Below are 23,394 nucleotides of genomic sequence, written 5' to 3'. Positions count from 1 at the left end.
TTAATATCCAACCAGCATAATACTTAAGACTTTCTTAAGATTAAAAGTGTAACTCTTAAAAAAATAACCCCTACCGAGAGGTAGAGGCTTTGATCCAAGACTATTATAGTAAGGTCCCCTCCATAGGGGAATATTGTAGCTTTAGTGCATGTTCTACTTTATCATCAAAGGCTTGATCATGGGAGACTAATAAAAGCTGCTCAAATTTGCACTCCTCTTGGGCCTTGCCAATGGCCTCGGCAAGCATATTGCGACTTTCTACATCTAGACCATAGGTAGGCTCATCGAAGGCACAGAAGCCAGCCTGGGAAAATTCCTTCACCATGGCCAGTTGCATGGCCAATGCAGCTTTCATTTGCTGTCCTCCGGACAGGCTGGCAAATCGTTTCTCGCCGGATACGGTGGTTATAGAAAGGTTGTAATCCCCAGAACGCCAGTTGAATTGCGCTGCTTCGCTACTCATGGTGTTGTAAATGATCTGAGCCTGGGAGGCCACCCGGTTTGTGAGGCTGCGGGCCACTGGTTCCTGGGCATTTTTTAGTATATACCTAGCCTTTTCCAAGATGCTTTCTTGGGCCTGCAGACGAAGTAACTCTTTATGCTCCTGCTCCCGCTGCTGCAGTAGGCCATGCAATGTCTTGACACGCTTCTGCTGTTCCGCCACCAGTCGGACAGCTTCGGCCAGTTTGCTGGTGGCTTCCCCTAGGTCTAGGTTAGCCCTAGCATAGGTATCCTTTAGCTCCTTATGCTGTACTGGACTATAGGCAGCCTCTGCTTGTTGAAATCTTTGCTCCCATTCCGCTAGCTCTATCTGCAGTTCCTTTAATTTGTCTTGACTTTCCTGCAGCTTACTAAGATACGTCTGCTGTTTTTCCGCTACGGGTTGATTTTGCAAATATATGGTATAGCCGGGCAGAAGGTTAGTTTTGGCCCCCGTAGCAGCCGCCAGTTTACTGTCCAATTCCTTAAAGGGTTCCAGTTGCTGCTGTAAAATCTTTATTTCCTGGCAGACCTTGTTTAGCTGTGCGTCTATTTGTAGAGCCCTTTGTTCTGTCTCTGTGGCTGTTTGGAGCAGCCCCTTAATTTCTTCAGCTATAACCTTAAGGGCTGTTTCCTCCCCAGCCAGTTCCTTCTTTTGCCCTACCCGCTGGGCCAGTGCATCCTGGGCCCCTCGGTACCCTTTCTCCACAACCGACTGCCACTCCTGAAACCTCTTATATAGGGCCACTTGAAATGCCTTCATTTCTTCAACAGCGGCTCGGTACTTGACCCCGACCAATTCCTGGGTTGCTGCTATACCTTGCAGTCTGGGCAATTCACTACCGCATTGGCATGTTTTAGCAAGGGCCTGGGCCGCCGTACGACCTCGAACATCCTCCAACTGCCCATAGAGTACTAAAATACCTTTGGCTAACTGACTGGCCCGGGCCTGTTTTTCCAACTGACCTTTTTCCATTGTCAGCCAATGGTCTACTCCCCTTCGCGCTTCAGCCAGCTGTTTTATCACTTCTTGATGCTGCTTAGTTGCCTGCTGAAATTTCTGAGTTAAATTTTCTAGATCGACCTTGGCTTTGCTGGGGTCGAACTGATTGCAGGAGGTACCCAACAGTGGACATTGACCCCCGGATAATTTGGCTAGCTGTTGTTCTAAAACAACCTTGTCCTGGCGGGTTCTTTCCAAATCCAGACGGCACTGCTGCTCTTGGATCTCGGCTTTTGCCAGTTCCTCTTTGGCCCGGGCCAACTTCTCAGGAATCTGCCCATTTAGTTGGGGTAAAAGTTGCTCCAAATCGGCCAATTGTTCTATGGCCGGTTTATTAACCGCACTCATCCCCCGCAGCCATTCTACAACGGCTGCCAGGTTACTGCGCATTTCTTCTGCCTGTTTATAAGCCAATTGGCAAGCCGCTTCTCCGGCTTGGAACTGCTCCCATTGGAGCTTCAACTGCTGTAGTCTGGTTTGATAATCCTGCTCCTTTTGGGTGGCCTTCTCCCGGTTTCTTTGCCCCTCCAGTCTTTTAGCCTCCAAATCCCGGGCTAAACCCACTTCTTCCCGCTGGCCATCGGCCAAGGTCCTCTGTATTTGATCCCTGGTTAGACGGTCCTTTTCCAATTCCCCAATTTGTTTTTCAAGCTCTATGTATGCTTGGAAGGCCGCATGATTTTGCAGTAGTATGGCACTGGCCTGTTTTGCTTCTTCCACCCTGGCGGCACAATTAGCAACATCGGTATTAGACTGGACTACCCGATTTCTCGCCTCACTGACCTTTAGTTGTGCGACCTGATAGGTATTCATCAGAGCATCATACTGCTCCAATTGACCCGCTGCCTGGTTTAGCTGCTCTTGGCATTTTGCCACCAACAACTCCAATGAAGAATTTTGCTTAATAGCATCCTCATACTTTTCTGAAGCATCCTGCAGTTGGGCAATTTGCCCTTCCAAACCGCTAATAACTGCTCGTTGGTTGGCCATCTCCTGTCTAATTTCACCACAGGGCCCTTTGAGATACTCAAAACACTGACGGAAAATATCCACATCCAACAGGGGGTCAAAATGATTCTTAGCCTCACTTGGCTTTAGGTCAAAGGGAATGGTAAACCGTCCTTGCTTAACCCCCAGCAGGCTGTGATATACCTCTGGCAATCTTTCGGAGCTTTCCACACCTGCCAGGTTGGCTAAAAAGTCCTTTACTTCTTTTTCTCCTTCGGCCTCGATAAAATCATCATCTTGCCGTACCACCTTCCAACGTCGGCCACCATTGCCCACATCCCGCTCGACCCGGTACAGACAATCTTCATGCCAGACCCAAACATCCACTTCACCGGCTTTACTACCATTTCTCAATAGATAGGTGTTTTTAGCAATTCTGGCATTGCCACGCACTGGCTCTGCATCAAAAAGGGCATAGCCGATGGCTTCAATCAGAGTACTTTTACCCGTACCATTTTTGCCGGCAATCTGGTTGATTCCGGGTTCTAGCTGAATGGAAATGCCCTGCCCATTATCTCCTTCACCATAACTTTTAATATTTTTCAGTCGAACCCCTTGCACCCACATTAGCCCTCACCATCCTTTGCTGTAGCCACCGAACGTTCTGGTCTTTCGGCCAGTGCTTCTTCTACCAAATGCTCCACCAGTGTACTGTTATTCAGCCGCTCGCGAATTTCTTGATAACCCACTTGGTTGCGTACATCCTCCTTAAATTGGTGGAATAGTCCTGCCAATAGGTCTGCCTGATCTTCCAAACCACTCAAGGGACTATTTAGCACTAAATCATAAATAGCAGCCCGCTCAATGGCTTCCCTGGTTGGCATGGTGTCCGCCGCCTGGGCCATCATACTTTCACCGCTGGCTAAGTGTAAACCCCCTGAATTAATTTCAACTGCCAGTACCGGCAGATTTTCTTCTAAATAGGCCGCCAAGGCATCGGTATCTAAGCGAATCCGCCCTAAATTTACTGAGCCAATCAACTCCAGACGTACCGCATCTGCTGGCCCAGCAGCTACCTCTTGCAATAAATTAGCAATATCCCTTTGGATACCATCCATTGCTCGCTTGGTCTTGTTACCGTGGGGGGAACAATCGTAGCGTAGGCTAATGACCCTTCTTTTAGGCACACCCAGGATATCTGCCCTTTGCAAGGGCTTCTCTGCCATAGGATCGATTTCCAATACAGCCATACCCCGGGGTTGCCCATCATAGCGGCTTTCTTCCAGTCTCACATGCTCTGGAGAACCAGGATTTATGGCCCATCCGCCATGGTTAAGGGGTTTATGAATATGCCCCAAGGCTAAATAATCAACCCGCTGATGGAGAAATTCTAATGTCTCCTTGGCAAAGCCTCCCCCCTCTTGCACCATGTAATCTGGCCCTGCATGGAGTAGCATTACCGTGGCTCCGACAGTATCCTTTGGCCATTGATCCATGGCTTCCCAGATCAGTCGCGCTCTTTTAATGGTACCAGCTCCCAGGTAGCCGGCACCCACAATCCGTACCCCTTTATAATCGATATAAGAACCCCTTCTAGTTTTTTCATCCCAGGGTGTTAATACAGGACCCTCGGCCTGGAAGGGAATAGTTAATAGATGAATGAGTCCAATATCGTTTAAATAGCGCACCCAGGTATGGGTCTCTCCTGTCACAGTGGCCCGATCGTGATTACCCTCGATGGCAAAGACCGGTATCTTGGCTTCCTTTAAAGGCAGCAAGCAGTTAGTAGCCTGCTGTAGGATGGGTGGCTGGATATTGGGGGAATCGTATAAATCTCCGGCCAGCAGCAGTCCATCGACCCTGTGCTCCAAGGCAAACTGCACAATATAGCTTAATGCTTTGGCAAAATCGTCATCTGGCAGTTTACCACCGAGCCGCTGACGCCCCAAATGGATATCGGAACAATGTATAAATTTTAGTGCTGACATGATTTGCACTTCCTTTTTTTCACTAGGTAGTTATGCTTGTCCTTATCAATTATACCGGAGTTTCCAACAGGATGTCACTTCTATAGAGAATGCATAGATATGGTTTAAAAAGAAATAATAAGGAAAAACAAGGAGGTGCCTTAATTTGTTGAAGGCTCTCAGTCTAGCCAACTTAAACGAAATTGAGCGCAATGTTTTAATCTTTGTGCGAGAGCATACATCCCCCGATGGAATGCTAATTTACCCCCTAAAGGATATTGGTAGATCCCTCGGCTATTCAGATTTAGAAGTCCAGCGAGCCCTACGGAACTTGGAGGGATTAAAGCTGGTGGACTACCGTGAAGGTGAAAATCCAGAGGATCCTAACATGATCCTATATAAAGACGAATGGTTGGATACCTACACCCAAACTCATTAAAAGGGAAAGGCCCTTCACCAAAATGGCAAAGGGCCTTAGTCCTACTTATCGATGGGTGCTTTTTCACGGAAAAGAGAAGGAATCAACAGGATGCCAGAAAGACCTACTAAGCTGTAAATCACTCTGCTCAGTGCGGAAGATTCACGCATGGCATCCCCACCTAAAAGGGCTGCAACCAGATCGTAGCTAAATAAGCCAACTAACAACCAGTTTAAAGCCCCGATGATCACCAGTACCAAAGCGACCCTTGATAAAGTTTCCACTATTTTTAACCTCCTCGAAAAAATATAATTTCGAGTGGTATTATTTCCATGTTTTTCTGTAATCAAACATTTCTTTAGGTTTATTCAAAAATTTCCTCAAACAAATCATTATCTTGCTCTTCATTAAGGAGCGTAAAATGGACTTCCAGTTTGCTACCTTCTTGGGCCTGAGGTGGTAAAAAGTTACGAGGTACCTGCCACATAATTTTACCCACAACCTCTAAAATCGCCCAGTTTTCTTCAAATCGATCGATCACCGCTTTCATTTGCTCGCCCTCCTAAAACCTGCCTTTACTGCCTCTTCCTCAGTTTTAAACCAAGCCTCTGGATTAGTTCTTTCATAATTTTGTTGACCAGGCAGGTGGTATATTTTATCACCGTTTTTATTAATGTTACCTTTTATCAAACCCTTACCATTATTATCAACAAAAACTTCAGCTTCCTTGACTGCAGATTTTTCCACTGGCGGTGCATCTTTTTGGCTTTCTAGCGTAATCTTCTTGCCATCGGATGTCATCACCAGGGTGCCCTGTTGGGAAGTTTGATAAACCTTGATGCTACTTGCCTTTAATCGCTGCAGAATCTCCCGATGAGGATGGCCATAATCATTTTTAGTAGCCACCGAGATCACTGCAATCTCTGGATTTACTGCCCTGAGAAATTCTTCCCCCGTGGCAGTAGAACTACCATGATGACCCACTTTTAGTACATCGGCCTTTACATCATAACCCTTTTTTAATATTTCCTCTTCTGAATGAATACCAGCATCACCGGTCAGCAAAAGGGCTGTATCGCCAAAGGAAATCTTACTAACAATACTATAATCATTTAATTCCTTATAACTGCTGCTGTTGGGAGCCAATATCTCGACCTGAGCATCACCTAAGGAGAAAGTTTGCCCCCCCGTTGCTGCAATGGCCTTTACATTTTTGCTCTTCATAGCCCGCAGGACATCTTGATATGTTTCTGTAGTGTGGTTGATTTTTGGTAAATACACCTGATCTACTGGAAAACTTTTAATCACGTCATCCAGCCCACCAATATGATCTTCGTGGGGGTGAGTACCCATCACCACCTGCAGCTTTTTAATGCCCATTTGATTAAGATAGCCAACCACCAGATCTCCATCATCATTATTCCCAGCATCCACCAGTATGGCCTGATCACCCTGTTGTACTAAGATGGCATCTGCCTGCCCCACATCAATGAAATGAACCCTCAGGGTTTCTGCTAATGCCGGTTTGTTTGTTTCTTTATCTACTTCGGGTGTTTCCACTGTGGGTTGACTACAACCTGTTACCATTAGTAAAATAGTAATTAATAGTAGAAGGATAAATTTCTTCATGTTTTCTCTCCCTTGTTGATAGAATGGTACAGTAGAATATTATACCATATGCACCAACATAAGACTGGAATCAATGACTTCTTATCATTTGTTTTTTAATACACTATTTTTACATACATCTGACTTCTTGTAATATTTATAGGGCTATTAGGTAAATAATTTTGATAGAATAGGAAAAGGAGATGATCTTGGATGAACAAACGAACTCTTTTAGTTGGTGCACTAATTCTAGCTATTGTTGCCTTCACCGTTCCTGCTGCCTTTGCAGCCGCAGATATTGATAATCCGGCTAAGGCATGGTTTGAGCAACGGATGGCAGCTAAGAAAGCTCAGGTTGATCAAGCTGTACAGAATGGCAGTATCACTCCTGAGCAGGGTCAAGCCTGGAAACAACATTTTGATGATATGACGGAATTAAGGTCTCAAAATGGCTACACTTGCCCCGGTGGTGGCCCCGGTAAGTGTGGTTTCGGACCCGGAGCAGGCATGGGACGTAACGGTGGCGGTCCATGGATGAACAATCCATCTGTCCAAACACAATAAACAAAGGAAAAGCGGCCCAAAAAATGGGTCGCTTTCGCATCTCTATCGACTTCCCTGTAAAAAGGTTGCAATACCTCTAGCAATGGCTTTGGCCACCTGATCCTGATAGGATGGGTCTAATAGTCGTTTTCTTTCCTCTGGGTTACAAAGCCAACCAGCTTCCACAAGAACAACGGGTATTTCCAGGTGTTGAAACAAATAAAAAGCATCGGGCCGTGGGTTTCTTTTCTGGGCATTGGGTAGCCTGTTGGTTTCCCTTTGAATGGCCCGGGCCAATGCGGTACTTCCCTTATCGTTTGGATTATAATATACAAGTACGCCATTATCCTGGCCCTCACCGGTATTGATATGGATACTAACAAAAACATCTCCAGGAAACTTTTGAGCCACAGCTATTCGATTGGCTAAATCCTGCCTTTCTGCCTCCTTGGTATATACACCATTTGGCACAAAATCTTGATCCCTTTCTCGAGTTAAGTGAACTTGGTAATCTCCCATGTGTTGAGCTACTTTTTGAGCAATGGCCAGATTGATGTCCTTTTCCATCACCCCTTCTCGACAGGCACCAGGATCTGACCCCCCATGTCCAGGATCGATAATAACCACTTGTTTTGGTAAGGGCTTTTTTTCAGGTTTCTGGGGAGAACTTTCTCCATCTGTTTTATAAAAACATCCCTTCAAAAAAAGACCAATAGGCAGCATTGTAATAACAACTAAGATCGGCCAAAACCATGAATGTCTTCTTCTTTTATAGGGTCCTTTAATGTACATATCCTTTACCTTACCTTATCTATAAATTGAGCCAAATATAGCTTTACATTTTCTATGGGAAGCCATTCATAAAAAAGAAAAAAGCACTGCTCAAAAGCAGCGCCTTTCTAAACTTAAAGACTATAGGAAAATAACCAACAGCACGATAGCAACGATTAATAGGAATATTAAAAAACAGATGCAAGCCGGTAGTAAAAAGCTTGAATGACCACAAGATTCAGCATGCATAAATAATCAACCCCTTTTTCCTATAATCTATGAGGAATTGACAATAGTTGTGAATTTTAAAATCTGTTCTTTTTTTACTAAATACATGTAACAATACCAAAACAATACAAAATGTCCACTATTACCATGGACTTTTTGTAAAACTACTATTCTCTTATCCAAGTATATGACTTTCAGCCTTCCTGGCTGTAAAGGTTTGTATGGCTCCATAACCCGTGCCTCTGGCCAGTGTAAGGGCTTTATCATAATCTGCGCCAACATCTTCCGGACAATGGGCGTCAGAGTCAATTACAATAGGCACTCCCTTGTTAAAGCAGGCTTGCAAAAACAAAGGATGGGGATACATTTCTCCCACTGGCTTTCTTAGGCCAGCGGTACTAATTTCCGTGCAAGTACCGTTTTTGGCCAATACTTGGGCAATCCTATCATACTGTTCCTGAAGGAAGTCTTGGTTTGTGGGAATATACTTATAAATTTTCGTCAGATCCAAATGGGCAGCAATATCAAAAAGGCGACTCTCAATCAGGGCTTCAATCCGGTCAAAGTAATCTCGCCATACATCCTCAACTTTGCGACGGTCCCACTCCTCTATCATTTCCGTCAGGTCAAAGCCCCATTGATCTATCCAATGGACAGAACCAATGACATAATCAAAGGGATAGCTATCAATAAATTCTTTAATTTCCTTTTCTTTACCAGGGAAAAAGTCCATTTCTATGCCAAACTTTACATTAATCCCTTCTGACCTAGCCTGTAAGATCATATTCAGGTAATCGTCCATTTTCTCTGTCTGTCGGGGTTCAACCCAATGATTGTAAAAAATATGCTTTGTCTCGATAAACCGGTAGGCATGCTCGGAAATTCCCCAGTCTTTGATACCAACCCGCTGGGCTTGCTCATAAAACTTTCGCAGCAAATCCACTGTATATGGTCCTCTTTCTACATGAATGTGATAGTCAGTTAACATATGTCACCCACCTTGTTGAACTTATAATGAAACTATATAAAGACTTGCATAAAAAATCAATGAATCTTTCTGTATACATTTCTTAATTAGCTAATTTTCTACTCTATATTCTTTAAGCGGTAAATCTGGTAGAATGTCATTAGCTAACACTGACAGGAGGATATTACACATGATGCACCTTACCCAAGAGAGCTTAGTAGACTTGTTAATGAACACTCGTGACGCAATGCAAAAAGGGAATAAAATTCCTCCGGTAACCCTAAGTATGGAAGACCAAGAACAATTAAAAATGGTTATACCCATGCAGTTGGGCGAGGAAAGTGCTAAAAAAATGATGACCATCGTCAATGAAATCAGGGAAGGAAAGCGTCCTCCCCTTTCGGAACAGGAAAGAATAAGTTTAAATCAAAAAAACATGACAGAAAGTTTAACAAACTTTTTAATAAAGCTATCCACTGTCAATGAGGAGGAACTGGCAGTAATCATTGAAATGTGCGAAGCCATTCGGGCTAGTCGCAGTGGTCATTAGAAAAATATTGACGAATCAGATACACCATGCTATACTAAATAAGTTGTCGCGGGATAGAGCAGTTGGTAGCTCGTCGGGCTCATAACCCGAAGGTCGGAGGTTCAAGTCCTCCTCCCGCAACCATGAAATTAGACCCTGCTACGGCAGGGTTTTTTTATATCTTATTCATAATTACTCTTTAGTCTATGGAGCAACGTTAATTCTCCCTTAGGTATATAAATAGACCCTAAGGGGTCACTTTGCATCACGATTTATTTCAGTGGCAAATTCATTGAGAGCCACCACATTTAGCCCTCTAAAGCCAGTAGATAATACTTCTCCATTGGCCAACTGAACTACAACAGAATAATAGGCGTCTCTATTTAAACCACGATCTAACAGGCACTTTAAACTGCAAACAAGAAAAACATTGGTTTCATATTTCTTAATAATAAAACCTTTTCTCACTTCCTCAATGATCCAAAACTTATTGTCAGAGACGCCTTCGTTGCAGTGCTGACAACAAGGAAATTTCTCCTTCAAATATGCCAATACATCATTTACCTTTCTCCGGTCCCTTTCCTTGCTCGATCCCCAATGGGTACCAACAAAAACAATATCTTTTATTAGTTGTTCCTGATTCATCTGATGCAACTCCTTATTTTGACTAGATTATATTTAATTGGATAATACATATTGATAAGTAAATATTATTGACTTTGCTTATTTTATCATATAAAATCATATTTGCTTGGAATAAGTATTTAGGTTTTATTAAACATTGTTGATTTACACCAAACAATATGATAAGATAATTTGTGTTGGCTCAATAAATGTCCCAGTAGCTCAGCTGGATAGAGCAACGGACTTCTAATCCGTAGGTCGGGGGTTCGAATCCCTTCTGGGACGCCATTTAGGAAGCTAGACTCTACAAGCAATTGTAGGGTCTTTTGCTTTATTTAATTCTAGTTATTAATTCTCATGGGGATATTTTGGGGATATTCTTAATTCCCTGCGAAACTAACTTCATACTGGACTAAAACAAGCAACCATTTTAAGGTTGTTTATTTTTATTTATGGGAGTGTTCAGTAATGAAAGGTTCTATTGAATGGAGAGGCAAAGATACTGCTCGATTAGTTATTTCTGGTGCTAGAGATATTAATGGTAAACAATTTAAAAAGTCCAAGACCATTCACCCTAAAAGTCCTAAAGATGCTGAAGAACAGTTAGCAATATTCCTTGCAGAGGTTTTGAAAGGAGAGTACATAGAGGATAAAAACTGGAAGTTTAAAGACCTCGTAGATAAATGGTACTCTGCCCATGCTCTTGAAAATCTTACTCCTAAAACAATACACCGTTATATGGAGTTATTAGACCACTACATATTACCTGCTATTGGTCATTTAAAATTAGACAGTATAAAACCTTTACATCTAAAGGACTTTTACACAAGTCTTCAGAAGGATGGTATTAGGAGAGACGGAAAAAAAGGTGGTCTATCAGAGAAAACTATAAAGTATATCCACCGTACAATCAGTACTATTCTTGAACATGCTGTCAACTGGGAGTTACTACTTTCTAATCCTGCAAAGAAAGTTAAACCTCCTAGAGTACCCAAGCATGAAATCAAGTGTTATGACGAAGAACAAGTCAACACGTTGCTAAACGCACTTGTTGATGAATAATATGACGAGATAGAGCCACCGTTCCGATTTGCGAGAGCCACCCTGTGAACTGTACCCCAAAAGTTAGACAGATTTATGTTTAAACTCAAACAGGTTTACTGACTGTTCCAGTTATTTAAGTATGCCAAAAGAGGCCCCTTAATTGGAGGATAAGTCTTCTATACACAAAACAAGTTCCCAAGGAAAATCATCATCATTAAGCCGTTTTCTGCAATCTGTATTCTATCGGACTCATGTAATTAAGTTTTTTCTTTATTCTTTTGGAATTATAGTAGTCTAGGTACGCATGGAGTTCCTGGACAAAGTGTTCTACAGAATTAAATTCCTGGTTATAAAGTAACTCAGATTTAAGGTGGCCAAAGAAGTTTTCCATTACGGCATTATCTAGGCAGGTAGCCTTGCGTGACATGCTCTGGCGGATTCCTTTTTTCTTTAAGGCTTCTTGGTAAGCTGCCATGCGATATTGCCATCCTTGATCCGAGTGTAGGATTAGTTCAGTACCATCGGGAATTCTTTCAAAAGCCCGGTTTAACATCGTCATAACTTGATGAAATCGTGGATGGTAAGAAATATCATAGCTGATAATTTCCCCATTATAGAGATCTAATATGGGGGATAGATATAGCTTCTGGCCATAGAGATGAAACTCTGTAACATCGGTAACCCACTTTTCATTGGGTTTTGTTGCTTCAAATTCTCGGTTTAATAGGTTGGGGGCAACTTTTCCGACATTACCTCGGTACGAGTTGTATTTTTTTATTCGTACGAAACAATGCAGATTTAATTCATTCATTAGCTTGAGTACAGTTTTATGGTTGATAGTTATACCTTTCTTTTTTAACTCAGCAGTTATTCTACGGTGACCGTAACGACCCTTATTTTCATTGAAGATCTGCACTATTAACGGCCGAACCGTTGCATACTTATCCGGTTTACATTGGTTTTTCGTGCAATAATAATAAGTGCTTCTTGGAATATCTGCTATTTTAATAAGCTCAGTAACTTTGTATTTATGCCTTAGCTCGTGTACTATTTGAGCTTTATCTTTGGCTGTGACTTTTCCTTTTTCCGGACTAAGGCGTTTAACTTTTTTAGATATTCGTTCTCCATTCTTAGCCTGTTGAGTTCTCTTTTGACTTCATCAGGCAATGAAGACTCGTCAACCTTGGAATTCTTTGATTTTCTTAATATAGCTATATCTTTAGGATCTGAGTCTTGTGGAGGTGGAATTTCACTAACTAGCTGGTCATTATGTTTAGATATATCTCTGTAAAGCGACTTCTTACCTTTTTCAAGATACAAACGCATCCAAGTTTGAATCATCTTATGGGTTACACCATATTTTCGAGCTGTCTCTCGTAGACCCATATGATTGATAAGCACTTCTTCAACAGCACTAACCTTAAAATCCCCTGAATACTGTTTTAGTTTACGGCCCTTTATCCCCATCTTTGGACTCCTTTCGTCTACAAAATGATTATATCATGGTGTCCAACTATTGGGGTTCAGTTCAATAGTGGCTCTCAACAATCGGAACGGTGGCTCATTCCCATCATAATATTCATTGATGAAGAGCTAAAGTATAATGTTATTGTTACATTAGGGTTATTTACTGGTTTGAGACTAGGTGAATTAATGGGACTTGAATGGCAAGATATTGACTTTGACAATTGCAGACTCTATGTAAAAAAAGAAAGTTCATATGTTTCTACAAAGAGTCCCTATCTACCTGATGACAGAAAAGGTATTATACAGAAAGAACTAAAGACAACAGGCAGTTATAGGGAGGTATCCTTCCCTACGAACTTAAAACCATTGCTTAAAAGGTATTTTGAACATCAATGCAGATTAGCTGTTTGTCTAGGTGATAAATGGCAGGGAACAAACCGTTTATTTACAACTAATGATGGAAAACCAATGTATCCCTATACAATGACTAGATGGTTTCCTAAGTTCATAGAAAGACACGGTCTACCGAAATTGACTTTTCATGGCATCCGTCATACAAGTGCAACCCTTTTAATAGCTCTAGGGGTTCATGCAAAGACAGTCAGCAGTAGGTTAGGGCATAGTAACATTAGTACCACATTTAACATTTATGGGCATCATCTAAGGAGTCATGACAAGGTTGTTGCTGAAAAACTTGATGAATTTATATTTCAACAACAACAGAAAAACACGGTCTAAAAAAACTAGCAGTATTAAATCTTGTATATATCTGAAAAACCTAAGATAACCTCTTGGGTTTTTCTGTTCTTACGAACAGTTTTACAGGTCTACCCCTAACTACTGACCAAGTACCCCCTAACACAGAAGGAGTGGGTCGTCAGCAAGTTAGTAAAGTATGCCCCGATTAGTTAGTTAGTATTATCAAGAGAAGGTTTTCTTGAAGGTATTGAGTCTTTAATTATAGAAGAAGTAGTCAACTCAATACAAATTTCTATTAGGGGTGTACTTAGTGGATTTAACAACTAAAATCTCAAATTACCTTATCCTGCATTACCTTAATATGTTTCCAGAATCTTTTCGTCCTGCAATACTTACATCAACTGCAACTCTATTTGGTGCATTTTTGGGTGCATTTGTTGCTCAGTATATATCACATCTACTTGCAAAGAAAAGAGATAAGAGAAATTACTTTAGGGAAATTTTCCAAAATCTATATTCTCCCCTTCTGCTAGATGTATACTCATATCTTGATATTGCAACACACTTCAGGAGAGGTCATGATATTAAACTTGAAGTTAATGATGAAGATATACTAAATAATATTATAAAATATATTGGGGATAACCTGAAATATGTCACTCCAAAGTTATTAACTTATTATCATACTGTAAAAATTTACGAATATCAAGATGATTTTAGTGGGTTTATGAATGAATTTCACAGAATTAAACTATGTGAAGTTTTTTTAGATGAGTTTAGAATGGTATCTAAAAAATCTGGTTTGAATAGTAGGAGAAATAATAAAGAGATTATTCGGCAAATTACATTTTATAGAATTTGGTCAATGTTAACATATCGGTATAATGATATCTATCCAGGTTCAACCTTACTAGCATATAAATTCTATTTTGACAATAATAAATTTACATTACTTAATTTATATAGACTAAAATACTTCAATATCAAATTTAAGTTAAGTAATTATGTTTATTATTACCTTGCTGAGAAGGAAGGATTTTCTAAACAGTATTTACAATGGTTTAACCAAAAGTTGTTGAATTTATTATCAACTAACGAAGACGTTAGAAAGATAATGTTTTTATTTATAACAAAGAGAAAATACAGAGAACACATACTTGATATGATAAATGCTCTTGATAAACCAAGGGAATCCTACAACCCCAATAGTTATTTAAACCCCTTAGTAAGCAACATTTTCTTTCTGGACATTAAGTCAGAAGTTTCTTCGGATTTTGTAGAATTACGTATTTCAATTATTAACCACTCTGAATTTATTGCTGATATATATATGGAGAACTTTGTATTATTAAAACACAACAGTATGTCCATAAAACAATTAGAAGAAAAGTCTGGTATTTGGGATGGAAACAGTTATTCCTATAAACAGTATAAATTATTGCCAACGGAAAGTAATGAAATACAAATAGTTTTTAGCTTGAAGAATGTTATTGATTTGGGTCGTTACAATTTATTTTACATTTATAAGAATAAGCCATACCCAATCTATGAACTACAGCGTTCAGTCCCAACGATATAATATTGACTTAGGGTGAAATATTTTTTAGGAGTATTTATGTTCATATTTACTCAGTATAGAATGAGCTATTAAAACTTGGTTTTGTTGATTTCTTGGGTTCATTTATAAATTGAGCTTGCTTACTGACCAAGTCCTATACAGAAGTAGTGACTACTAACAAGTAGCTTATAAATTAACTATTTCCTCTATTAATAAAAATATTTTCCTGAACTCAGTAAAGTCTACATTCTCGAAACCCGTACTTCTTTTGGAAATATTCTCAGCAAAATTATTCTTAGATAATGCAACATTTACATTGTAAGAGTCAAATACACAATTATCAATAATTGTAATTCTGTTATTTCTAAACTTACCATCTGTACAAACTAAGTCTAGAGATTGATGTCGACCTGTAACATTATTAAATTCATTTGAAACAAATAATCTCCTGCCTTCATCATATCTTTTGATATCATCATCTAGATAGTAAAATTCAATACTTACATCAGGGTTCTCTTTTCTATGCTTAGGTATTGGTATTGGAAATGAATAAACATTATTACCCCAGTATTTATAATCCATATCCTTTGATTTTACTTCTTCTACGGTTTTTGGGATATCCCTGTCAAATATCATTATCAACTTATTTGTATGGTTTACTTTTGAAAATTGGGCACACATTTTCTTTAGCTCATCTTCACCCATTTTGACATTGTCCTCATACTCTAAGAAGTTTAATTCAAGAGTTGTAAACTCACCGATACTCTTAAAATAACAGTAAGCTGTCTTTAAATGTTTCCAGTCAGTCTTCCCTTCAGTAATAATAAGTGGGATAGAAGAATCTAAAGGCATAAATGAAAGGTTGAAAGCATGTTCAATTTCTTTCTCTGGACTCCATCCAAAAAACTTAGGGGTATCGGGTAAAGTTATATTCCCTAGTCTATCTTTTTTAAATATTATCACTTTATCATTAGTTCTGTTTTGATTATGCAATATAAAAGGTGAATGAGTAGCTATAAACAGTTGAGAGGTCTGATTTCCATTTTCATCTTGAAATAACCTTTTTATGAATTCTAATATTTTAATCTGCCAAGTTGGGTGTAAACTTATTTCGGGTTCATCTAACAAGACAACTGCCCCAGTAGTACTATTTTTATCCTTTAAGAGGAAACTACCTCTGAAAACAATCTGTTTCTCTCCAGAACTTAATAAATCAATGGTCATTAATCTATCATTTTCCTCGAATAAGACTTTCTTTTCATTATTTTCATTAATGATTTTCTTATATGTTTTATGTTCAAACATAAAATCAAAGGCATTTTTGAATCTCTTCATTCTAACATCTATCTTTTGTTCATCAATAGGTTGACCAATATTCTCTTTTGCCCAACTGGAAAAATCAGCATCATCAGATGCTTGGATATCAATAAGTAGTTGAGTAATCTCGGTAGCAAGATTCTTAGATGACCTAACACTGGTTACTATTTTTTGGTCAATTTCTTTTGACGTCACATAGTTAATATTCGAAGGGTTAAAACTTATTTCAGCATCAGAATAAATCACTTTTAAGACTTCCTTAAATACCGCATCATTAGAAACGTGATTTGAATGAATCTCCTTTGGTTCATTATTCTCATTTAAAAAAGACACCTTTAGTTTTTGCCAATCCTTTAAACTAAAATCAAAAGTAAAAGTAAACTCATTGTCTTTAACACCCTTACTAAGAGCATCATTAGTAAGAGGAAGACTTTTTAATGTTTCTATCTCATTATCACTAAATCTAATAGTATATATCCGTTTTTCTATAGAAAGAGGTTTATGGTAAAAATCACCCAATGAAAAATCAAAAATATAATTGAACAGTGTAGTTTTGCCACATCCATTTTCCCCAGCAAATATTATTGTATCTATAATATTGTTATTGCCATCAGTAAAATCCAGAAATATATCTCCAAAAACTGTATTTCTGACCATTTGTATAGATTTAATTCTCATAAACTTACACCTCATCTACCTATGATTAAAATTACCGATATCCCTAAGTACAGTTTAAGAGTTAATCTCTAAAAAGATTTTTTAGTCTTAAGCATATTACCATTAATACCATTTTTGCAAATTAATTCTACAGAATTAGACATTATCCTCTTTTTAAAATCAACTTACTTATCGTAGAATTATGATTCTGTGTTGAATAAACTGCCAAGATATGCTATATTTATCGTAGAACACCAGCTAGCTAGGGATTTTATTCATCGCAGAATACCTGTTGGGAAGGGGCAGTCAGCATGGCATATCTTAATGAGTTCCTTGAATTCCTACATAACGAAGGTAAAGACCCTAAAACGATTCAAGCATACCGAACATCTATTGGTCAATTTCTTACTTGGTATGAAGAAACTACTGGTACAGATAACATCACAGAAGTAAAACCTATTGATGTTAAAGAGTTTCTAGGTTATTTGAAACATACTTTATCCCGCTCTCAAGCTACCATTAATAAAAGCACTGCATCCTTAAAAACCTTCTTTGCCTATCTTTCTGAACAGGGTGTTGTCAGCAGTAACCCAATGACTAGGATTAAAATACAGAAGATACAACCTACTGACAAGCTAAAGAATACTGACAAGTGGTTGACCAGAGAAGAGCAATCAAGGTTTATCTCTTATGTGGAACTAGAAAAGAATGATTTTAAGCGGTTGCGTAACTTGGCAATAATTGACCTAATGTTATATTGCGGTCTTAGGGTAAGTGAGGTTGTAGACCTTAAGCTAGAGGACATTAAAATGAATGGAAATATAGATATTGTCATCAGAGAGGGCAAGCATGGTAAGTATACAATCCAAACTATGTTAGGCAAACATTCTAAGAACCTAAGAGCATGGTTAAAGTATCGTCAATCTCTTACTGATAGCAAGTATGTTGACTCCCCATATCTTTTCGCAAGTGAAAGAGCGGGTCAATTTTCAGCAAGGGGTATCCAGTTAATGCTTGATAAATATGGTCAACTGGCAAATATGGATGGTATATCCGCTCATCGTTTTCGTCACTCTTTTTGTAAGAACCTAGCAAATGCAGGAATCAGCATAGAAACAATTAGAAGACTTGCTAGACATGAATCAATAGCAACAACTAGCATTTATATAGACCCATCACATAAAGAACAATTGTCAGCACTTGAGAAATTATAAGTTATAAATGTTAAGAACTTACAAAAAAATGTTGCTTATGTAATGTTTTTCTTCAACCTCTAATATATAATTTTTGGAAAAAGAGGTGAAATTGGAATAGTGAATACACTTATGAAGGTAATTAAAACTTTGGCAGTCTTATATAGTCTCTATATGGTCTACTTTAAGGTTTTTAAGTACCTGCCAAGCGATATGGTAATATATTATCTTGCAGCATTAACAATACTTGGGTTTTTTATTTTAAATCTGATGTATCAAGCAGGACAGTCAATCCCAGAAGAGGATAAGGACTTAAAGGGATAATAATTCTCTTTTTAAACCTGTACACCGTGTTCCACTTAGAGCAGGAATATTACCTGCTCTTTTATTTTGCACTACATACGAACAAATGTTTCGGTTTAGGGTGTATAGTCCCTAAGAAAACAGCTAATAATGACATATATTTTTAGTATTTTATGGGTCTTATGGTATCAAGATTATTAACTAATAAATGGGACTACATACGAAAAGCATACGAACACTTCGATAATCGTAGGTAATATATCGTATAGTATTTATGATAATAATAAGTGTAAATGTTGTGTTAATACAATACACTATATTTTACCACTATACACTCATTGTAGGTTGTTTTATCATACGGACATGGGGGGTCGATGCAATGGAACACAAACAAATGATTAGCACTGAATTTGTAAAGGAGGTTAAGGATTTAATAAATAAGTCTGGTATGTCGACAAGAGCATTAAGTAAGAAAGTGGGTAAATCAAGTTCCTATATATCACAAATTATTACTAGAAAAATTAGGTCTATTGATTACCCAACTGCTTATAATATCTTGGTTGAATTAATGCCTCAGAGAAAAGAGCAAGTAGAGTATTTACTAGAACACGAATACAACATCAAACCAGACTACTATTTTGAATGGATGGATGAGCAATATGAGAAACATCTCAACAACGAAAAAGCAAATATCAACCGAGTAAAGAATGTGGTTAAAGAGTTAGAGCAGAAACTAATGGCAGAAGTTAATGGAGAGTTATTGAGAGCTGACCTAGTTAGAGAGGCTATAGATGAGCATAGTCCTAATGAGGAAGAAATATTAACCTTTCTAACTGATGTACTCAAACTATACAAGATGGACAAGGGGAAATTTTATTTATTAAAACCTCTTGTAAAGAGTCTTGATAATTTTCCAAACGGGACATTCGATAACTTGGGGGTATGGGATTCAGATTTCAAAGTTTTTAATGATGAGAAAGTAATAGGAGTCAGCAAGAAGTTTCAGGAACTGCTAAAGAATGTATATCCCTCAAAACTGAATAGGTAAGATATGTAGCTTAGTTCCACTAAAAGACGTAGTAGGAGGAGAACTAGTGAGTCATAATAGTGAGTTCTTTAAAGATTTATTCGGTGATACCTATATAAATTTTAATGCTATCCCTTATGGTGGTGGTAAACCCATTACGAATATTGGTTACTTCAACGAGAACACTATTAACATACTGAATCAATTAAATCAGCAAAATAGGGAAATCTACTTCGTTGTCAATAGTGGTGGTTATAAGGGTGATGAGATTGACAAGATAAATGCTGTTTTTATTGACCTAGATTATGGTAAGGATGATGATGGAAACTATTTTCCTCTCCCAGTTGTTGAAGTGTTAATGGCCATGATAAAATCCTCATAAATGGACACGAAAAACCGACACTAATGGACATTCCAAAAATGTAAAATGCCCGTTACCTCGAATATCTCTGTTATCGCCAAACAACCGAGATATGAAAGAGAGGTAACGAGCAATAATGACTGGAGTGTGGGAAATCGTGAAAATTGTTGAATGTCGTGAAGCTGGACTTAACAAAACAGCAACGGCCAAAAAACTATCAATACATCGGGAAACAGTAGCTAAGTATTGGGATACTAATGATCCCAGCCAAGTCAAAACAGGCTTCAACAGGCCCTCAAAGTTAGACCCATACAAAGAGTATATCATAAACCGGTTACAGAAGTGGCCAGAATTATCAGCACAGAGAATCTTTGAAGAGATTCAAGTAAAAGGCTACCCTGGTTCGGAACGTAATGTTCGTCGTTATGTGGCAACAGTGCGGCCTAAAAAGGTTCGGGAATTTAAGCCATATGAAACAATGCCTGGCGAGCAGGCCCAAATTGATTGGGGTCATTGTGGTGAAATCATAGAAAATGGCCATCGTAAAAAACTCTATGTATTTGTTTTTTGCCTTGGCTGGTCTAGAGTTCGTTATGTCGAATTTATTACATCCCTAAATATGGCCGTTTTTAACGGTTGCCTTCATCGGGCACTGCAGTACGTAGTAGGGGTTCCCGGCACTATACTTTTTGATAATGCCAAAACAGTAGTATCTGAACGGGTTGGAACAATAGTCAAATTCAATGAAAATCTACTTCAGTTGGCTCTAAAATATGGATTTACACCAAAGGCCTGTTGGGTAAGTGACCCTGAGACTAAGGGCAAGGTAGAATCTAATGTTAAATATGTTAAACGTGGCTTCTTCTATGCTAGGGAATTTAATGGCCTGAGGAACTTAAATGATCAGGCTCAAACTTGGTTGAATACCATTGCTAATAAAAAAGTTCATGGAACCACGGGTTGTGTTCCCATGGAGCAATTGGTAGAAGAACAAGCTTATCTAAAACCCATTCCTAATATAGATACACCACTCCCAGTATATGAATCCCGTAAGGCCACCAAAACAAGCTTAATTTCGATTGATAATAACAAATACTCAGTACCTTCCTTTTTATCCCGGAAAACGGTAAATTACCAGCGTTATGAAGATCATATTGAAATCATTCACCAGAATAAAGTTATTGCAAAACATAGATTGAACCAGGGTAAAGGAAAGACTGTTATGGACGATGCCCATTACCCGGAACATAACAAGCAAAAAGCCCCAAGAAAATGTGCCTTACAAACTGAATTTGAGGCACTGGCGCTTGAAGCAGCCGCCTATTTACAAGGATTAAGTCGTTATCAACCGGGGCACCTAAGGAGGCAAATGGAAGAAATTATTCAACTAAGCAAGCAATATGATTCTGAGGCCATTAACCAAGCTATGAAAAGATCTTTATCCTTTAATGCCTTTGGCTACTCAACACTAAAACGAATTCTTAAAAAACAAGCGTTAGATCCTAAAAGTTTGCCTGATGCACCGGATAAGAAAAGGAAAAAGGAGCTTGACACATCTTATCAGGTGGATGTTGAAAAACGTGATATGAACTATTACGGGGGTGTGGTTTCATGATACGCAAAATGGCCGTAGTAGACCGATCTACACTGGATCAGAAATTAAAACGCTTAAAGCTTGGACATATCCGGGAAATTCTAAATGACGCTAACGAACTAGCTATGGAGGAGGAACCTAGTTATGTTGATTTTCTAGGGTACCTGATCAATTGTGAAATTGAGATGAGGGAAGAAACTCAAAAATCCAAAAGAATGAAAAAGGCAAGATTTCCACAAATCAAAACGCTGGACCAATTTGATTTTTCTTATCAAACATCAATTAATCAACAAAGTTTATATGATTTGGCAGAATTAGGCTTCATTGAGGCTAAGGAGAACATTATTTTTCTTGGGCCAAGTGGGGTCGGTAAATCACATTTATCCACAGCTTTAGGGGTGGCCGCAGTAACAGCAGGTTACACTGTCCGGTTCTATACTTTTACCGAACTTGTAGATGAGTTATACTCAGCCTTGGTAGATGGAGGACTCAGTAGAAGAATTGATTCCATACTCAAAAATGACCTCATTATTTTAGATGAACTTGGGTATGTTTCCATGGATGAAACGGCATCGGATCATATCTTTCAGTTTGTTGCCCAAGCCTATGAAAAAAGATCCCTAATATTAACCAGTAATCTAAATTTTGCGGAATGGGGAACCCTGTTTTCAAATACAAGTACAGCCGCCGCTGTTTTGGACAGGCTGTTACACCATGCCCATGTTTTTAATCTTAAAGGAGACAGTTACCGGATAAGGAACCGATTAATACCCCCGAGCAAAGATGAACCATCGGAATAGTTATAAGCCATTTTAATGTCCATAGTTGACGGTTTTTGATGGCCAAAAGTGTGGATTTTCAAATGGCCATTGACATTGAAGTTTATAAACAGGACAAAATAAAGGAATTAGAAAATTTCCTTGTACCCTCTTACATTGTGGAAACCAGAAATGGTTTACACGTGTATTGGTTAGTTAAAGAAGGTGCTACAAGAGAACAATTCATAGAATGTCAGCAACAATTAATTCAATATTTCAATGCTGACAAGAAATGTTCAAATGTTAATAGACTTCTTAGGGTTCCAGATTTTTATTGGTGTAAGGATGTTAATAATAAGTTTCTTACAAGAATAATACAACGCAATGAAGTTAAATATGATATTCAAGAAGTAACTAATAGTCTCCCTGAAATCAATACTGAGGATAAAGGTACCAACAATAAAAAGAAATATAATACATTACTCTCTATTGTAGGTACTTCTATCCTAACTGATGATAATAACATTGATGCAATTAAGAACCGTGACATTCTAAAGCTACAAGAAGTTATTCGACCTGTTTCAGTAGCTTTTAACAGTCACGATGAAGTATATCAATACTTGAAAAGACAAGACCTTAAAAAGTTTTTAGGTCTAAGTGGCGTGAACTTTCAATGTATATTTCACAATGATAGTAATCCTAGTGCTGGTATTGTTGTTAACAAAAATACTAGACATCAAATTTATAACTGTCAAAGTAAAAGCTGTGGTTTCAAGGGAACCATTATTCAGGTTACTGAAAGAATACTAAATTGTACTACCCCAGAAGCATTAAGGTTTCTTAGAAAGGTTTATAAAGTTGATTACTATGAAACTGAGTGGCAGAAGTTGCAAAAGCAAATCTTTGAGGAAAACCAGAGGTTCATTTATAGCAATGAGTTTCAGGAATTTTATCCATCTTTATATCGTTTGGTTAGGCAGTATTTGCATGAACTAAGTATTTTAAACTTGGAAGCAAAGGAACATGTTATAACTGAGAACTTTACTGACAGTGAAGGCAGTTCAGTATTCTTCTGTGGCATTAGACACTTAGTGCATAAGTATAAGAAGGATGCAAAGACACTATGTATTAGACTTGGAATATTTGCTTATTTAGGTCTAGTAAACAAATTGAATGATAGTGAGATACGGGAGTGTACAGATTTTTGTGTAATTGGATTGTTTCCTTGTAAATTTGGAAAGGCTTATAATGGCTCTTGCCTGCAGGGAGGATAGGGCAATGCTGAGGAGCAACCCGAGCGCCCTACATGGTTCTGCCGGAGATATCTAAG

22 protein-coding genes and 2 tRNA genes are annotated in these 23,394 nt (G+C 38.6%); 14 read left to right on the top strand and 10 right to left on the bottom strand.

Annotated features, from left to right (window positions below):
• Positions 1-103: 103 nt before the first annotated feature.
• Complete coding sequence (locus ACYQ03_RS06755) at positions 104-3,058, bottom strand: AAA family ATPase (RefSeq protein WP_459908624.1); 2,955 nt, start codon at positions 3,056-3,058, stop codon at positions 104-106.
• Positions 3,058-4,419, bottom strand: a complete 1,362-nt coding sequence (locus tag ACYQ03_RS06750; protein WP_459908622.1) for a metallophosphoesterase family protein — start codon at positions 4,417-4,419, stop codon at positions 3,058-3,060. The genes ACYQ03_RS06755 and ACYQ03_RS06750 overlap by 1 nt, the downstream gene beginning before the upstream one ends.
• 145 nt (positions 4,420-4,564) lie before the next feature.
• On the opposite strand from ACYQ03_RS06750, the gene ACYQ03_RS06745 reads away from it, so the two are divergent.
• Entirely contained in the window at positions 4,565-4,837 is a 273-nt protein-coding gene (locus tag ACYQ03_RS06745; RefSeq protein ID WP_459908620.1) for a MarR family transcriptional regulator, read from the top strand.
• Between the two features lie 41 nt (positions 4,838-4,878).
• Here the strand turns inward: ACYQ03_RS06745 and ACYQ03_RS06740 are convergent, their stop codons facing one another.
• From ACYQ03_RS06740 to ACYQ03_RS06730, 3 genes are all read right to left on the bottom strand, one after another.
• Complete coding sequence (locus tag ACYQ03_RS06740; RefSeq protein WP_459908619.1) at positions 4,879-5,100, bottom strand: DUF378 domain-containing protein; 222 nt, start codon at positions 5,098-5,100, stop codon at positions 4,879-4,881.
• Between the two features lie 80 nt (positions 5,101-5,180).
• Positions 5,181-5,366: a DUF3006 domain-containing protein gene (locus tag ACYQ03_RS06735; RefSeq protein ID WP_459908617.1), complete on the bottom strand. Its 186-nt coding sequence runs from the start codon at positions 5,364-5,366 to the stop codon at positions 5,181-5,183.
• The gene (locus ACYQ03_RS06730; RefSeq protein ID WP_459908616.1) at positions 5,363-6,445 is read right to left on the bottom strand and encodes a ComEC/Rec2 family competence protein; all 1,083 of its coding nucleotides are present in this window, start codon (positions 6,443-6,445) and stop codon (positions 5,363-5,365) included. Before ACYQ03_RS06730 ends, ACYQ03_RS06735 begins: the two co-directional genes overlap by 4 nt.
• Before the next feature lie 192 nt (positions 6,446-6,637).
• Between ACYQ03_RS06730 and ACYQ03_RS06725 the strand changes: the two genes are divergently transcribed.
• Positions 6,638-6,988, top strand: coding sequence for a DUF2680 domain-containing protein (locus ACYQ03_RS06725; RefSeq protein ID WP_459908614.1), 351 nt, complete (start codon positions 6,638-6,640; stop codon positions 6,986-6,988).
• 42 nt (positions 6,989-7,030) lie between these two features.
• On the opposite strand, the gene ACYQ03_RS06720 is transcribed toward ACYQ03_RS06725, so the two are convergent.
• On the bottom strand, positions 7,031-7,759 hold the full coding sequence (locus ACYQ03_RS06720) for an N-acetylmuramoyl-L-alanine amidase (protein ID WP_459908613.1): 729 nt from the start codon (positions 7,757-7,759) through the stop codon (positions 7,031-7,033).
• Between the two features lie 382 nt (positions 7,760-8,141).
• On the bottom strand, positions 8,142-8,954 hold the full coding sequence (locus tag ACYQ03_RS06715; RefSeq protein WP_459908612.1) for a histidinol-phosphatase: 813 nt from the start codon (positions 8,952-8,954) through the stop codon (positions 8,142-8,144).
• 169 nt (positions 8,955-9,123) lie between these two features.
• Between ACYQ03_RS06715 and ACYQ03_RS06710 the strand changes: the two genes are divergently transcribed.
• Positions 9,124-9,483, top strand: coding sequence for a hypothetical protein (locus ACYQ03_RS06710; protein WP_459908611.1), 360 nt, complete (start codon positions 9,124-9,126; stop codon positions 9,481-9,483).
• Between the two features lie 47 nt (positions 9,484-9,530).
• Positions 9,531-9,606: transfer RNA gene (locus ACYQ03_RS06705), tRNA-Met, on the top strand.
• A 111-nt stretch (positions 9,607-9,717) separates the two neighbouring features.
• Here ACYQ03_RS06705 and ACYQ03_RS06700 read toward each other — a convergent pair.
• Positions 9,718-10,107: a hypothetical protein gene (locus tag ACYQ03_RS06700; protein ID WP_459908610.1), complete on the bottom strand. Its 390-nt coding sequence runs from the start codon at positions 10,105-10,107 to the stop codon at positions 9,718-9,720.
• Positions 10,108-10,297: 190 nt separating this feature from the next.
• Here ACYQ03_RS06700 and ACYQ03_RS06695 point away from each other — a divergent pair.
• A tRNA-Arg gene (locus ACYQ03_RS06695) sits at positions 10,298-10,374 on the top strand.
• Positions 10,375-10,554: 180 nt separating this feature from the next.
• Entirely contained in the window at positions 10,555-11,148 is a 594-nt protein-coding gene (locus ACYQ03_RS06690; RefSeq protein WP_459908608.1) for a site-specific integrase, read from the top strand.
• A gap of 196 nt (positions 11,149-11,344) precedes the next feature.
• Here ACYQ03_RS06690 and ACYQ03_RS06685 read toward each other — a convergent pair.
• Positions 11,345-12,597, bottom strand: a protein-coding gene (locus ACYQ03_RS06685; RefSeq protein ID WP_459908225.1) for an IS3 family transposase whose coding sequence is annotated in 2 segments (ribosomal slippage) — positions 11,345-12,231 and positions 12,231-12,597 — 1,254 coding nt in all. Because the reading frame shifts where the segments join, the coding sequence is not laid out codon by codon here.
• Positions 12,598-12,621: 24 nt separating this feature from the next.
• On the opposite strand from ACYQ03_RS06685, the gene ACYQ03_RS06680 reads away from it, so the two are divergent.
• Both ACYQ03_RS06680 and ACYQ03_RS06675 read left to right on the top strand, forming a co-directional pair.
• The gene (locus ACYQ03_RS06680; protein ID WP_459908606.1) at positions 12,622-13,335 is read left to right on the top strand and encodes a site-specific integrase; all 714 of its coding nucleotides are present in this window, start codon (positions 12,622-12,624) and stop codon (positions 13,333-13,335) included.
• A 271-nt stretch (positions 13,336-13,606) separates the two neighbouring features.
• Positions 13,607-14,875 carry a hypothetical protein gene (locus ACYQ03_RS06675; protein ID WP_459908604.1) on the top strand — a complete coding sequence of 423 codons (1,269 nt, stop codon included), beginning with the start codon at positions 13,607-13,609 and terminating at the stop codon, positions 14,873-14,875.
• A 165-nt stretch (positions 14,876-15,040) separates the two neighbouring features.
• Here ACYQ03_RS06675 and ACYQ03_RS06670 read toward each other — a convergent pair whose 3' ends face one another.
• A complete protein-coding gene (locus ACYQ03_RS06670; RefSeq protein WP_459908603.1) occupies positions 15,041-16,849 on the bottom strand; it encodes an AAA family ATPase in 1,809 nt (602 codons plus the stop codon).
• A gap of 290 nt (positions 16,850-17,139) precedes the next feature.
• Between ACYQ03_RS06670 and ACYQ03_RS06665 the strand changes: the two genes are divergently transcribed.
• From ACYQ03_RS06665 to ACYQ03_RS06640, 6 genes are all read left to right on the top strand, one after another.
• Positions 17,140-18,042 carry a tyrosine-type recombinase/integrase gene (locus ACYQ03_RS06665; RefSeq protein ID WP_459908601.1) on the top strand — a complete coding sequence of 301 codons (903 nt, stop codon included), beginning with the start codon at positions 17,140-17,142 and terminating at the stop codon, positions 18,040-18,042.
• A gap of 661 nt (positions 18,043-18,703) precedes the next feature.
• Positions 18,704-19,372 carry a hypothetical protein gene (locus tag ACYQ03_RS06660; RefSeq protein ID WP_459908599.1) on the top strand — a complete coding sequence of 223 codons (669 nt, stop codon included), beginning with the start codon at positions 18,704-18,706 and terminating at the stop codon, positions 19,370-19,372.
• Positions 19,373-19,418: 46 nt separating this feature from the next.
• Positions 19,419-19,733, top strand: coding sequence for a hypothetical protein (locus tag ACYQ03_RS06655; RefSeq protein ID WP_459908597.1), 315 nt, complete (start codon positions 19,419-19,421; stop codon positions 19,731-19,733).
• A 136-nt stretch (positions 19,734-19,869) separates the two neighbouring features.
• On the top strand, positions 19,870-21,327 hold the full coding sequence (gene istA, locus ACYQ03_RS06650; RefSeq protein ID WP_459908595.1) for an IS21 family transposase: 1,458 nt from the start codon (positions 19,870-19,872) through the stop codon (positions 21,325-21,327).
• Complete coding sequence (istB, locus tag ACYQ03_RS06645) at positions 21,324-22,106, top strand: IS21-like element helper ATPase IstB (RefSeq protein ID WP_459908593.1); 783 nt, start codon at positions 21,324-21,326, stop codon at positions 22,104-22,106. Before istA ends, istB begins: the two co-directional genes overlap by 4 nt.
• Before the next feature lie 50 nt (positions 22,107-22,156).
• On the top strand, positions 22,157-23,338 hold the full coding sequence (locus ACYQ03_RS06640; RefSeq protein WP_459908591.1) for a DNA-primase RepB domain-containing protein: 1,182 nt from the start codon (positions 22,157-22,159) through the stop codon (positions 23,336-23,338).
• Positions 23,339-23,394 lie beyond the last annotated feature (56 nt).

This window comes from Desulfotomaculum defluvii (genome assembly GCF_054657375.1).
This window is presented reverse-complemented; position numbering and strand designations above follow the sequence as displayed.